12 protein-coding genes, 1 tRNA gene and 1 pseudogene are annotated in these 12,354 nt (G+C 62.3%); 9 read left to right on the forward strand and 5 right to left on the reverse strand.

Annotated elements, in window-relative coordinates:
• Nucleotides 1-305: 305 nt before the first annotated feature.
• From SH412_RS10635 to SH412_RS10655, 5 genes are all read left to right on the forward strand, one after another.
• Nucleotides 306-1,406, forward strand: a complete 1,101-nt coding sequence (locus SH412_RS10635) for a glucose 1-dehydrogenase (RefSeq protein ID WP_336523493.1) — start codon at nt 306-308, stop codon at nt 1,404-1,406.
• Nucleotides 1,407-1,478: 72 nt separating this feature from the next.
• Entirely contained in the window at nt 1,479-3,368 is a 1,890-nt protein-coding gene (locus SH412_RS10640) for a GTPase domain-containing protein (RefSeq protein WP_336523494.1), read from the forward strand.
• 191 nt (nt 3,369-3,559) lie between these two features.
• A complete protein-coding gene (locus tag SH412_RS10645) occupies nt 3,560-5,356 on the forward strand; it encodes a GTPase (protein ID WP_336523495.1) in 1,797 nt (598 codons plus the stop codon).
• 168 nt (nt 5,357-5,524) lie between these two features.
• Nucleotides 5,525-5,598 (forward strand) — tRNA-Met (locus tag SH412_RS10650).
• 514 nt (nt 5,599-6,112) lie between these two features.
• Nucleotides 6,113-6,529 (forward strand): hypothetical protein, encoded by a 417-nt coding sequence (locus tag SH412_RS10655; protein ID WP_336523496.1) that lies wholly within the window; start codon nt 6,113-6,115, stop codon nt 6,527-6,529.
• A gap of 5 nt (nt 6,530-6,534) precedes the next feature.
• Here SH412_RS10655 and SH412_RS10660 read toward each other — a convergent pair whose 3' ends face one another.
• From SH412_RS10660 to SH412_RS10670, 3 genes and pseudogenes are all read right to left on the reverse strand, one after another.
• A complete protein-coding gene (locus tag SH412_RS10660; protein WP_336523497.1) occupies nt 6,535-6,684 on the reverse strand; it encodes a hypothetical protein in 150 nt (49 codons plus the stop codon).
• A 14-nt stretch (nt 6,685-6,698) separates the two neighbouring features.
• Entirely contained in the window at nt 6,699-6,833 is a 135-nt protein-coding gene (locus tag SH412_RS10665) for a hypothetical protein (protein ID WP_336523498.1), read from the reverse strand.
• A gap of 26 nt (nt 6,834-6,859) precedes the next feature.
• Nucleotides 6,860-7,213 (reverse strand): annotated as a pseudogene (locus tag SH412_RS10670) (type I restriction endonuclease); the annotation flags it as partial.
• A gap of 282 nt (nt 7,214-7,495) precedes the next feature.
• Between SH412_RS10670 and SH412_RS10675 the strand changes: the two are divergent.
• Nucleotides 7,496-8,197 (forward strand): hypothetical protein, encoded by a 702-nt coding sequence (locus SH412_RS10675; protein ID WP_336523500.1) that lies wholly within the window; start codon nt 7,496-7,498, stop codon nt 8,195-8,197.
• Between the two features lie 84 nt (nt 8,198-8,281).
• Entirely contained in the window at nt 8,282-9,109 is an 828-nt protein-coding gene (locus SH412_RS10680; protein ID WP_336523501.1) for an SGNH/GDSL hydrolase family protein, read from the forward strand.
• Between the two features lie 306 nt (nt 9,110-9,415).
• On the opposite strand, the gene SH412_RS10685 is transcribed toward SH412_RS10680, so the two are convergent.
• Nucleotides 9,416-9,682 (reverse strand): hypothetical protein, encoded by a 267-nt coding sequence (locus SH412_RS10685; protein ID WP_336523502.1) that lies wholly within the window; start codon nt 9,680-9,682, stop codon nt 9,416-9,418.
• A 452-nt stretch (nt 9,683-10,134) separates the two neighbouring features.
• On the opposite strand from SH412_RS10685, the gene SH412_RS10690 reads away from it, so the two are divergent.
• Nucleotides 10,135-10,257, forward strand: a complete 123-nt coding sequence (locus tag SH412_RS10690; RefSeq protein ID WP_336523503.1) for a hypothetical protein — start codon at nt 10,135-10,137, stop codon at nt 10,255-10,257.
• The gene (locus SH412_RS10695) at nt 10,257-11,090 is read left to right on the forward strand and encodes a hypothetical protein (RefSeq protein ID WP_336523504.1); all 834 of its coding nucleotides are present in this window, start codon (nt 10,257-10,259) and stop codon (nt 11,088-11,090) included. The genes SH412_RS10690 and SH412_RS10695 overlap by 1 nt, the downstream gene beginning before the upstream one ends.
• 145 nt (nt 11,091-11,235) lie before the next feature.
• On the opposite strand, the gene SH412_RS10700 is transcribed toward SH412_RS10695, so the two are convergent.
• Entirely contained in the window at nt 11,236-12,102 is an 867-nt protein-coding gene (locus SH412_RS10700; protein WP_336523505.1) for a hypothetical protein, read from the reverse strand.
• Nucleotides 12,103-12,354: the final 252 nt, after the last annotated feature.

Consider the following 12,354-nt stretch of genomic DNA (forward strand, 5'->3'; position numbering starts at 1 on the left):
AATGCTACTCCGGCGTAAAAAGTGCCGCAAGGAAGTGTCGCGTCGTCGATTCCTTCTTTGAATGGCGACGACGTATCGGCGGTCGCCGATCCGGACACGGGTCGGAGGGCCGGAAATCGGGTGCGCCATGAAAAACAAAATGATGCCGCAGGACCGAGGAACGGACTCCGGGTTTCCTGCTGCAGGTGCAACATCGCCGATTCGTGGTGAGTTGTCGAGGGCGTCGCTACACTGTTTCGACCTCCAGCAACAAGGCCGCGAACTGGCCTGCATTCATTGTCCTCTGCGAGATTGATCAGCGAATCATGAAAGCGATTGCCGTTCATCCCGGGCGTCCCCACAGCGTCCATTTGCGAGAAATTCCCAAGCCGTCACTCGCGGACATTCCGAATGGGCGCGGCGTGCTGGTGCGCGTGCTGCAGATCGGCGTCGACGCGACCGATCGTGAAATTAACGATGCGCTCTACGGGAATGCTCCGGACGGCAACGACTACCTGGTGCTGGGGCACGAGAGTTTTGGCGAAGTGGTCGAGGTGGGTTCCGCAGTGCGGGACCTGAAACCCGGCGATCTGGTCTCCTGCACCGTACGACGTCCCGGGACGTCGATCTACGACCAGATCGGCCGGAATGACATCACCAGCGACGAGGTCTATTTCGAGCGCGGAATCAATCTGCGGCACGGCTACTTGACGGAATACTTCGTCGACGACATCGAATACATGGTCAAGGTGCCTCAAAAGTTGCGTCACCTGGGGGTACTTTCGGAACCTGCCAGCGTCTGCGCCAAGGCGCTGGAGCAGGCGTTCCTGGCGCAGCAGCGTCTGCTGGTCTGGAATCCGCAGCGGGCATTCGTCCTGGGAGCCGGACAGATCGGTCTGCTGGCCACAATGATGCTCCGTCTGCGGGGGATCGAGGTCTTCACGGTCGCTCGACAGAGAGGCCCGAACCTGAAGCAGGAGATCGCCGAAGCATACGGCGCGAAATACATCAGCAGTCAGGAAACGTCGTTGGCGGATCTGGCCAGGCATGTCGGCAAGCCGGATCTGATTTTCGAAGCGACCGGCAGTGCCGCGATCGCTTTCCAGGCGATGGAAGTCCTCGGACATAACGGGGCGCTGGTCTGGACGAGCATCACCGGCGGACAGCACAAGGTCGAAGTCCCCGGCGACAAGATCAACCTGGAATGGGTGCTGGGAAACAAGCTGCTGGTGGCGTCGGTGAATGGCAATCGCCGGCACTTCGAGCTGGGCATTCAGGCCCTTGCTCACGGGGAACTGGCCTATCCCGGCGTCACCGAGCGGATCCTGACGAATCCGGTGCAGGGGCTCGACAACTACCAGGAGATGATGCGACTGCTGGTCGAGGATAAGTCCGCGTTGAAAGTCTTTGTCAACGTCGGAGCCTGATCCGAATCGCCCTGGCGTGCGTTCTCGCTCCTGGCAGTACGCCGAACAGATCGTGCGGGAGTTGATGCCGGGATGACGCTGGCCGCGTGCGGACGACTGGTGCGGGAGCTGCATGGGACGCTGAGCCGCCTCGAAGCGGCGGCGCGTCCGCTGAATCTTTCGCCGCTGGCGGGGCGGGAGTGGCACGAACTGCTCGATCGCAAACTGCTGCCGCAGCTCGCCGACGATCCCTATCTGGTCGTCGCCGTTGTCGGCGGAACAAACATCGGCAAGAGCGTGGTGTTCAACCACCTGGCGGGATTCCGCGCCAGCGCCAGCAGTCCGCTGGCGAGCGGGACAAAGCACCCGGTCTGCGTTCTGCCGGCCGACTTCTCGCAGCGGCACAATCTGGAGGAGGTCTTCGGCAGCTTTCAGCTCGTCGAGTGGCAGAACTCGGAGCAGGCGCTCGAGGACCGGGCGGGCGACACGCTCTTCTGGCGGACGTCGGAGCGATCGCCCCGCAATCTGCTGCTGCTGGATACTCCCGACATCGACAGTGACGCCCCCGTCAACTGGCAGCGCGCCGACGCCGTGCGACAGGTGGCGGACGTGCTGATTGCCGTGCTGACTCAACAGAAATACAACGACGCGGCCGTGAAACAGTTTTTCCGCAAGGCGGCGGCGGAAGACAAACTTGTGGTGATCGTCTTCAATCAGTGCGAACTGCCCGACGACGAGGCCTACTGGCCGCTGTGGTTGAAGACCTTCGCCGGCGAAACGGGACTGTCTCCGCATGCGGTCTACGTCACCCCCGGCGATCGCAAGTCGGCGGAATCGCTGACATTACCGTTTCATGAGCGGACATGGTCGCTGGTCGATGAGAAACCGATTGGCGAAGTGGTCACGGCTCAACACCAGACCCCCTTCCGCGAAGTCCTCTCGACGCTGCGCTTTGGAGAGATTCGACTGCAGACGCTGCGGGGGTCGCTCGATTGCCTGCTCAATCCTGGCTCCGGGGCACCGGCCTATCTGGAGGAGATCGCCGCCCACAGTCAGGCCTTCCGCAGTGCGGCGGATCTGCTGACGGCCCATCGGCTGGCTGAGGTCGAGAATTGGCCGACCGCCCCGACGCCGCTGCTGATCGGCGAGATTCGTCGCTGGTGGGGTGAGCAGCGGACCGGCTGGTCGGCCAAGGTCCATGGGTTTTACGACACCGTCGGCGGCGCGCTGCTGACTCCGCTCGCATCAGCCCGCAACTGGTGGCAGGGGCCGCCCGTCGATCCGGTCGAGGAATATCGCCGACGGGAGTGGGACGCGGTCGTCCGCGCGGTTGAAAAGATTTACGAGAAGCTCACATGGCTGAGCGAGCTGGGGAACGCCCTGCTGAAATCGCGGCTAGATGGATTGCTGACCGGCGTCTCCCGAAGCGAACTGTTGCTGAGTCTGGAGCAGGAGCATCGCACCCATGCCTTTGACGCCGAGCTGAAACAGATCGTCGGGCAGGAACTGATGGCGTTCCGGGAAGAGAATCCTCAGTCTTATCAGCTCTTCAAGCGGATGGACGCGGCTGCTGCGGCGGCCCGGCCGGGTTTGACGATCGTCCTGGCGCTCACGGGAGTCGGACTGCCGTTCGGCGAAGCGGCCACGCACCTGGCCTCGGCGGCCGCGGTCCAGGCGGCGCTCCATGTGGTGGGTGACGTCGCCGGGGGAGCGGCGGTCGCTGCGGGGGGCGAGCTCGCCGTCAGCCAGACCGCATCAACGGCCACGGGATACCTGCAGGCCTGGTTTCATCGGCTGCAGGATGCCTTCGCCCGTAAGCGGGCCGGCTGGCTGGCGACTCGGCTCGAAGAACGGCTGCTGGGAGGCCTTTCGACAGAGTTCCACCAGGCAGCGGGCCTGCCGCAAGCGGACGAGTACCGTGAGGCAGCTCGGCTGCTGCGCGAGTTACGACAGACCATGCAGTCGTTGCTCAGGGCGAGTTGAAAGAGAATGGAATCTCGCAGAGGCGCAGGGGTTTTGAAGTTCGTAGTGACGAATTGAGGTCGAGAAAGAAATGAAAGCGCTCTCCATGTTTCTGGCGATCAGCGATCAGCGATAAGCCCTCTTCTCCGGCTGGCTACTCCCTACTCTCTACTCCCTGTTCCTTGCTCGTTCCCCCCCCCAGGGCCACACCGATGTCCGCCAGCGAACTGGTCCACCTGGAACTTCTGACAGAAGTCGACGGCCTGCTGAAGCGGCTGACGCACTGGGCCGGCGAAGCTTCGCCGTGGGAGCCCGTTCAACACTGCCGGGCTCTTGTCCAGCGGCTGCTGACCCGGATTGAACCCTTACGCATTCGCCTCGAAGCGCCGCTCGTCGTGGCGACGTTCGGCGGCACCGGCACCGGCAAAAGCTCACTGGTCAATGCGCTCATCGGTGAAGAACGGACTCCGGCGGGACGTCAGCGACCGACAACGACCGAGCCGGTCCTGCTGGTCCATCCCGAAACACGCCTGGAAACGTACGGCCTGCCGGTCGATGAATTGCGGGTCGTCCGCTGTGATGTTCCGTTTCTGCGGGAAGTCATCCTGCTCGATTGCCCCGACCCTGACACGAGCGATACGGAGACGCCACAGAGCAATCTGGCGCGACTCCACCGGCTGCTGCCATTCTGCGATGTCCTGCTGTATGTCACGACTCAACAGAAGTATCGCTCGGCGCGCGTGGGAGACGAGCTGGCGGAAGCCGCGGCGGGCTGCCGGCTGGTTTTCGTGCAGACGCACGCCGACAGTGACTCGGACATTCGCGACGACTGGCGGACTCAGCTTGCCCCGGCCTATCGGGTGGCGGAAATGTTCTTCGTCGATTCCCGGCAGGCGCTTGCGGAGCAGCAGCACGGCATGCGACCGACCGGAGACTTCGGTCGGCTGATGAATGTGCTGGCCCAGGAACTGTCGTCGTCGCAACGGGTATCAATCCGCCGGGCGAACCTGTTGGGGCTGGTTGATGCGGCTCTTCAACATTGTCGGGAGAAGCTGGCCGGGCAGGGGGCTGCCGTCGAGCGGCTGGCCGGCGAACTGGCCCGGCAGAGGGAGAAGTTGATCGCCGCGATGTCGAAGCAACTTCGCGCCGAACTGGAGACCAGCCAGGGACTGTGGGAACGTCGGCTGCTCGACAAGCTGCTGTCGCGATGGAGTCTTTCCCCCTTCAGCCTCCTGCTTCGCGTTTACCACCAGCCGGCGGCCTGGCTGTCGTCGCTGGCCCTGCTGAGGGCGCGGAGCAGCGCCCAAATGGCGCTGCTGGGATTGTGGCAGGGAGCCCAGTGGGTCCAGCGGCAGGCCGATTCGTTTGCGGGAACGACATCGGGCCTGAAAGGTCTGGGCTGGGGCGAGACCGAATTCCGCGAGGCGCAGCTCATCGTCGATGGCTTCGCGCGGGACGCCGGGTTGGAACCCGAATTCCGGACGCGCCTGGCACGGGAATCGGCGGCGGATGCGTCGCACCAGGTCGAAGAAGATTTTCTCCGGCAGGTCTCGGAGCGAATCGACCAGTGTCTGGAGGCCGCAGCCGAACGCCATTCTCGCTGGGGCGTGAGAGCCTGGTACGAACTGCTGTGGTCGGTTCTGCCGCTCTTCCTGCTCGGAATGGTCGCAAAGAATTTTTTCTACGACGCGCTGATTCTGGGCCGCGACTACCTGGATCTGCGGTTCTACCTTCCTGCCATCCTGTTCACGCTACTGTGGTCAGGACTGTTTCTGATGGTCTTTACCGGCCGGCTGCGACGGGGACTTCGGCGGAACATCGCCACGATCACCACCGATCTGGCGGGCAGTCGGGCGGGAAGTCGCCTGTTTCCAACCCTGGAAACCGCCTGCCGGGACTTCCAGCGGGACGACGAGATCCTGGAAGGACTGGCCGCCAACGTGGAGTCAGTCCGCGCCCGACACAGTCAATGGGGAGCGTTGGGCGGAAAGAGATTCGCGGCTTCGTAGTCCCCAAGTTTGGGACTGAAATTTCCGGTTTTCCGGGGCGCCTGCTCTCGACTCCGGACGCTCGGCCCTCGACTTGTCCGTCCTTCCCTTGCCCGGCGGGCAAATTTCGGTAAACTTCGTCCAGCAACGCGAACCCGCTTCGGCGGCAGAACGTCTGCAGAACTGCAAGGCGGTGTAGCTCAGTCGGTTAGAGCAACGGCTTCATAAGCCGTGTGTCGTGGGTTCGAGTCCCTCCACCGCTATTGATTTCTTCAGAAACCCCTTGTTTTCAAGGGGTTTCTTTCTTTTACTGTGCGTCGGATGTGCGTCGGTTCGGGCCAGTTCGGGGTGGGTTTGCGTCGGATTTTGCGTCGGATTTTCTGATGGGGGTTTGGGCGACTCCAGCGCCGCGGCGAAATGGTCGTCGGTGACCTGCAGGTAATGCTCCTGGGCCACCGCCTGCGTGTTCCCCAGCCACTGGCAAACCACGTGGATCGGGAAGCGGTCGGCCAGGCCGCCCGCAGGTTGTGGAACCGGTTCGGCCAGGGCTTGAACCCGGCCATCTCGATCACTGAACACCGCGGGATCGGTCAGGGCCAGCGTCGATGGCCCTGAGTGCGCGCCAGCCCTGGACAGGGGACGGTCCATCGCTGTCGCGAACTGTTGGCACTTCGGCTTTTGGGGATATACTGCCAGTGCACCAGTTCGCGTGGACACGGGGCCGCCCGATTCCCCGCCGTCGCGAGTTGGGTGATGGCGTCGTCAACGGAGCGAATCATGGCGGCACGGCATTTCTGGGAACTGGAAGGGATTTTCGCCTTCGGCGAGCCTCTGAAGATTTTCGCCATCGAAATTGAGCGGGAAGCCGGCGATCCATTGCCGTACAGCGTCATCGACTTTGCCATCGAGGACAACGTCCATCTCTGGACTCGGCTGATGGAGAAGTTCAACGGCCAGGGGACTGCCGAATTCGAACGGCTGTTCCTCATGTCGACGGAATGGAACGGGCTGAACGCCGTGGCCCGTGGAAAGGCCGATCAGCTCGCGAAGCCGCGGCTGTTTTCGCTGCTGAAACGCACGCCCTCGTATCACGGCCCAATCCTGGGAATTGCCGTGGACAAGTCACCGCAGAATTTGCACATCGTCAATCGGTTTCGCCACGGTTCACCGCTCGCCGGCCCCTATCGAGGGTAACGCGGTTACGGCAGCGCATCGGCCAGTTCCGAGCGGTCCTTCATCTTCAACTGGTCGACATCCAGCGTGTCCTTGGTCACGTAGACGCGGTTCTCCTGCAGGAACGTCGCCTCGAATTCGCCGTCGGAACCGGCGCGGATCAGCCAGACTGCCATGTTGTCTCCTCGCTCTACTGTGGCTTCGTCGTCGTCCCGCGCCCGGTTGGGGTGAGGCCGTTTTCCCGCAGCCAGGCCAGGCCCTGCCGGATCTCGGCGGCCGAGAACTTGGCCTTCTCGGAGTGCCAGTTCTCGCGGAAGTCCTTCACGATTTGGGCGTCGTTCGGGGTTTCGCCGTCTTGTCGTGGAACAGGAACCCGTCGCCGTTGCTGCTGAAGACGAACGGCAGGTCGAGAGCGTCGGGCGCCGCGTAGCTCAGGGCCTGCTGCATGCCGGCCCCAACCGCCTGGGTGTTGTCCTTGGCCTCGACGACGCCGATCCGGAGATTTTCGCGGTACGACAGGACATAGTCGGCCCGCTTCTTGTCCCCGCGCTTGACGGTCTTCCCCTGGACGAGGATCTGCCCGGCGGTGAAATTGACTTCCTGCCGGACCTGCGTGGAGAAATCCCACCCGGCCTGCTGCAGGGCCGGCGTGATGAACTGCGTGCAGATGTCGGTTTCGGAGAGGGAGGTTTTGTCGACCGTCATCAGGGTGGCAGACCTGCGGCGGGGCGGAAACTGGACGAAAGATAACACTGTCTAAGACTGTACGGGACGGCGGGGGCTGGGGCCAGCCCGAGTATTGCGATGGCCGTTGGACGCACGGCCGTCTGAATTCCAGCCAAGACCGGCGACGGAATGAATGCTTTCACGCGACGGAGTCGACCGTCGCAACTCGCCGATCATCAAGAACTTGACATTGGCGACATTCGTTCTATCGTCCTTGGAGGCTGCCCGAACAGAAGTCGTTGCGTTGCCGGAGGATGCGAAGTGCTGGAAGGATTGCCATTGCTGTTTGATTTCCCGGTGATCGCATTAACGCGGGAGCGACTTCGCGGTTCACTCGCGGTGGTCGTCTACCATCTGCTCGGCGACGTCATCAATGCCGCAGAGCATGCGCTGACGCACTACCTGCCTCTCACGCTCACCGAGGAGTTTCTCCAGAATTCCAGTCTCGGCACTCCATACTACAAGTGGGCCAAGTTCACCAACGACGACTTCGAGACGCTGGATGAGTGCGTTCGTCGATTGCTGCCGGCTGCGTGGAACTGGTATTACGATTCGTCCGGTGAAGAGCGAAGGCGGTCCGGGACAGACAAGGACGCATGGAACTGGTTTCACCAGATCAAGATTCAGTATGCGTCCTGCGTGGTCGATCCGAGCGAGCCGAAGCTGACGGTATCCGGGCTGAGTTCCGTCGGCAGGATTGACCCGGTGGACCGACGGTTCCTGAACGTCTGGAGCCGGAGGCGAAAGGAAGGTTTTGAGCAGCCCCCGCCAATCATCACAAAGTCCGTCTGGGACATTTCAGATCGGTCCGTAATCACTGAATTGCAGCGGTCCGGACTGTCCAGAGTGACCGAAATGCACCGGCTCTATGCCGAGCTTGGGGAGTGGTTGAGGTCGAATTGCACGATAGGCGAGATTACCGCCTCGCACCGCAATACACTGTCGGAGGGCTTGCTGGGATAATGGCGGGTAGTCTGGCGGTGTATGCCAACCTCGGCCCGCCCGACGTCATTCCCCGCAATACTCTGAAACCGAAGGAACGTCCCGATGTCCTGTCGACTCCTGATGCTGGTCGTTACGGCAATTCTGGTTCTCGGCTCCGGCAGCACTCTGGTTCGAGCCGAGCACGAAGGCAAGGTTCAGATTCTGTTGCTCGGTGACAGCACCACGGAAGGGAGCGTTCCGCGACGCCACGTTCCGCAGGGGCCGCATCTGGAGGACGTGATTCGCGAACTGCTGGCTGCCGAGAAGGACTTGCCGCCCACAAATGTCATCAATCTCGGCCTGAGCGGCGAGTACATCCGCCGACTGCTGGATTCCGGCCGGTACGAGAAGGCGGCCTCCAAATTGCCGGGAATCGACTATGTCCTCATCCGCTACGGCCTCAACGACAACGCTCGTCGCGAAAACCTGGCCGAGAACTTTCCGAAGGACTACCACGAGCTGATCGGCCGACTGAAGAACGACCATCCTCAGGCGACGCTCGTCGTGATGACGGTCATTCCGTACGGCGACGAAGCGACGTCCCGCCGATTGAACGAACTCAACTCCCAGGTTGCGAAAGCCGAGGACCTGCTTCTGTTCGACATTTACCCGCGTTATGCCGAAGAACTGAAGCGCGGCCCGGACATGCTGAATTATCGTCGGTTCCCGCTGGAGAAGATTCCGGAGAACCGCCGGGAGTTCGTCAAACCGTTCGTTGTCCCCGGACAGGCTCCGACGGTCGAGGTTCTGGACAATCGCCTCGATGCGCATTTCGGACAACTCCCCGGCTGGTTCGGCGACCGCCACCCGAACCTTGCCGGCTACCACGTGATCGGCGACGAGACCGCCAAGTTCCTGGCGCCGTTGATTCGAGCGAAGTTCGCCCGGTAGTAGCAGGCGGGCCAATAAGAATGCCTCGGCCATCTGGAAAGCGTCACTGACCGGGGCCGGAGATGGTGCTGGCCAAGAGCATGGCACGACCTCTTCGGCTCACGAGAACGCAGTGGCGATTCCCGCAGCTCCGCTCTCTGAATCGATGTGAAGTGATCAGAGTCAGGGCGAACAAGCGGCGATCGGCAGGCGATGAATTCGTCGGTCGGACTGTCGGGCCGTTGCCTGTTGGAATTATTCCTCGAGAAATGACAGGGAGCCCCGCAGATCGCTCTGCGGGGCCGCTTCGCGATCCCTGCCCGAAATTCAAGGATTCAACACCATCCGCGCCAGCCTCCCGGTCGGGTAGAGATTCAGCACGTAGCCGACCAGACGACCCTGTCCCGGTTCGGGGACGCTGGCGATTTCCTGACGCGTTGGAATGATCGTCGTCGGACGGTTCGCCAGCGGACGAATTTCGGCCCGCGGAGTCTGGCGGACGCGCCAACGGCGGTCCTGGGCAGACGCCTCATCTGTCCCCGCTGAGCCCGCCATCAGGGCAACGACAAACAACAGTGCAATTCGCGATCTCATCAATACGCTCCTCCCATTCGATGGTTCAGTGACACGGCCCCCTCCCATCACCATCGAAACCGCGCGTCGGATCATTGAGGAGGAAATGTCCCCGCGTTTCAACTGGTTCAGGCGTCAGCACCCCGAGAGCACGAGCTTCCGACACGCGCCGTCCCGTTGACGGTCGAATTGAGAGGTGGTCCGTGTCGTGCGGATTGCGACACGGGCGTTTCATCGCCACAACCGTCTCGACTTGCATCTTGCGATTCGCCCGAACTCGACGTTCGCGCGAATCGCGACACGTCGGCGGGAGTCGGTCGGCTTTTAAGGGTCGAGCCGGATGGCGCATCTGCGCCTGCTGCGTCGGATCAGCAACGTCTGGACAACCGACTCTGGGCGGGTCAGGATGTCTCTGGAATGACTGACCGGGGGGGCCCGGCCCGTCGCCCTGCTGCCGTCCCCGGGAGGTCTTCGTGATTCAGACACTCGTCGTGCAGCCACTGGAGAGGAGCGATCCGCCGGAGCGTCATGCGGGGCGGGTCAGCGGGGTGCAGGTCAGAGTCGAGTTTCTCCACCACGGCCGGGACAGCCTGTGATGCGAAGTCCAAATCAATTCTTTCTGGGTTTGCTGATCGGACCGATCGGCCTGATCGCCCTCGCCCAGGAACCGGCGCCAACCCGCTCGACCGGTGAAGCGGCAGAGCAGATCGGCATTGCGCGGGCGAACGCGGCGATCATCTCCATTCAAGACGTCGACTCAGGCTCCGCAGTTGAGCGAGTCGAGGATCCCGTCTTGCGATACACGGAGCCGGTGCGCGGCAATGTGTATGGGACGCTGTGGGTGTGGGGTCGCAAAGGACGGCCTGCAGCGGTCTTGGAGCTGAATCGAAATGACAACTTGAAGTCTGATTTACGCCAGGATTGGTTCTGTTTTCACGCGACGACCGACCGACCCATCAAGTTGACCGCCGAATCGGGGCAAATATGGACTCCCCAGTCGAGCGACCTCACGTTTCAATCTTTGCCGCACGCTTCGGTTCCGGTGGAGAGCCCGGCGGCTCGGATGGGTCAGATGAAACAGTTCATGCGGCGATTTTCCGCTCATGAGTTCTACACGAGCGGAAGAGTGGAACTGCGAATGCTCCCATCCGCCGTTCATCGGTACGATGATCGAGAACGCGGGCTGATCGACGGAGCAATCTTCGTCTTTGCAGAAGGGACGCATCCCGAAGCCACGCTCTTTCTCGAAGCGGTCCAGTCGGCCGACGAGGCAAAGCCGCTCTGGCAATTCGCCATTGGACGTTCCGGAGCCGCCGAGATGGTGATGTTCTACGACGACACGAAAGTTCATCATCTGCCGCAAATTGAGACCTTTCCGCCCCCGACGAGTTCCTATTGGCGGATGATGATGAAGGTTGTGGGCAAATGACGTAATCCGGTCGACAGCGCGAGAACCACAGAGAACGACCGGCGTGGCTGACGCTGCCGCTTCTGGCGGCGAGCCATCCCGAGATTGCGGCAACGCTCCCCGGCATGCACGTACGGGCCGCCTGGCGGATTTCTTCCGAGCACTGTTACTCCAACTCGTCGTGCCGCCCGACGCCCAAATAAAGGAAGTAAGGGCGGTTTCCCACATAGTCCTCTGCTTTGGCGCAGCTCCACATTTCCTGCTCACCCTTCATCAGCTTCAGCGGGCGATTTGTGAAGCGGGCCGCGGCGTAGTTCCAGACCGGTCCGTCCGCAGCTTCACGCAGTTCGATCAGCAGCAGGCACTCCGGATCGGTCGCGAGGACGAATGCAAACAGAGCCCCGTCGATGACGCCTGCGGATTCGCTGGAATATCGCAGCAGCGGCTGCGGAAGAAGCCGCAGGTCGCTGGCGACTTCGACGTCGCTTGCCGTGATGCTGGCGGAGAACCCGGCGGCCAGTTGCCGCATCTGTCGCAGACGTTGCGTGACGGTCTTTCCAGGGGCCGGAGCGTCCGTGAGGGGGCGCAGCGCGATGCCGGGTTCATTCGCCTTCCAGTCGGGGACCGGCCCTTTGCGGCCGATCCGCCGGGCGTGTCGGGATTCGAGCGGGGCGAGTGACAGCGATTGAAACTCGTGCGACATCGCGCGCTGTCGCGCGTCCTTCGGGTCGACGCTGGACCACATGGACCCGATCGCTTCCGGACGCCCGTCGAGCGTCCAGAGATAGACCGCGCCGTGCTGGTCCGTGGGACGGACTGGATTCGAATATTGCAGCACGGGGAGCGTATGCAGCGTGAGCTTCGCGGCGTCAGCACGTCCCAGCGACAGCTCATACGCGGCGGCCTCGCGGGAGTAGATCTCCGCCCATCGCTTCAAGGCGTTCCCTTCCGCGGACTTCACTCCGTCGGAAGCTGGTTCTGCGCCGACCTGGCTCAGCAGGATGACAAGCGGGATTGCGAAGGCCGTGGCCATGGCAGCTCTCCAGTTGAATTTGTGAGTCGAGAGGGCGTGTTCGCGCGACGTGCGTTCGATGTATGTATCGCCAGTGAATTCTGCGCGGATCGAGGACTGCGATCAATCCCGAAACGGGCGTGACTTCCCGGCTCCCGGCTTCGCCGAATTGCTTTGGCACCGTTCCCTGCGTACCATCCTGAGACCTGTCGTCCGCACGTTCTGTTCAGTGCGCCGGCGACCTCGTTTTGCCGGCGTGGACCGGCGTTGGCC

This window comes from Planctellipticum variicoloris (assembly GCF_030622045.1).
GTDB lineage: Bacteria > Planctomycetota > Planctomycetia > Planctomycetales > Planctomycetaceae > Planctellipticum > Planctellipticum variicoloris.

Excerpts from the sequence above, each read along its gene's own strand:
- SH412_RS10685 (WP_336523502.1), bottom strand. The coding sequence starts at position 9,682 with ATGAGATCGCGAATTGCACTGTTGTTTGTCGTTGCCCTGATGGCGGGC.
- SH412_RS10635 (WP_336523493.1), top strand. The coding sequence starts at position 306 with ATGAAAGCGATTGCCGTTCATCCCGGGCGTCCCCACAGCGTCCATTTG.
- SH412_RS10680 (WP_336523501.1), top strand. The coding sequence starts at position 8,282 with ATGTCCTGTCGACTCCTGATGCTGGTCGTTACGGCAATTCTGGTTCTC.
- SH412_RS10660 (WP_336523497.1), bottom strand. The coding sequence starts at position 6,684 with ATGGCAGTCTGGCTGATCCGCGCCGGTTCCGACGGCGAATTCGAGGCG.
- SH412_RS10645 (WP_336523495.1), top strand. The coding sequence starts at position 3,560 with ATGTCCGCCAGCGAACTGGTCCACCTGGAACTTCTGACAGAAGTCGAC.
- SH412_RS10655 (WP_336523496.1), top strand. The coding sequence starts at position 6,113 with ATGGCGGCACGGCATTTCTGGGAACTGGAAGGGATTTTCGCCTTCGGC.
- SH412_RS10695 (WP_336523504.1), top strand. The coding sequence starts at position 10,257 with ATGCGAAGTCCAAATCAATTCTTTCTGGGTTTGCTGATCGGACCGATC.
- SH412_RS10640 (WP_336523494.1), top strand. The coding sequence starts at position 1,479 with ATGACGCTGGCCGCGTGCGGACGACTGGTGCGGGAGCTGCATGGGACG.
- SH412_RS10700 (WP_336523505.1), bottom strand. The coding sequence starts at position 12,102 with ATGGCCACGGCCTTCGCAATCCCGCTTGTCATCCTGCTGAGCCAGGTC.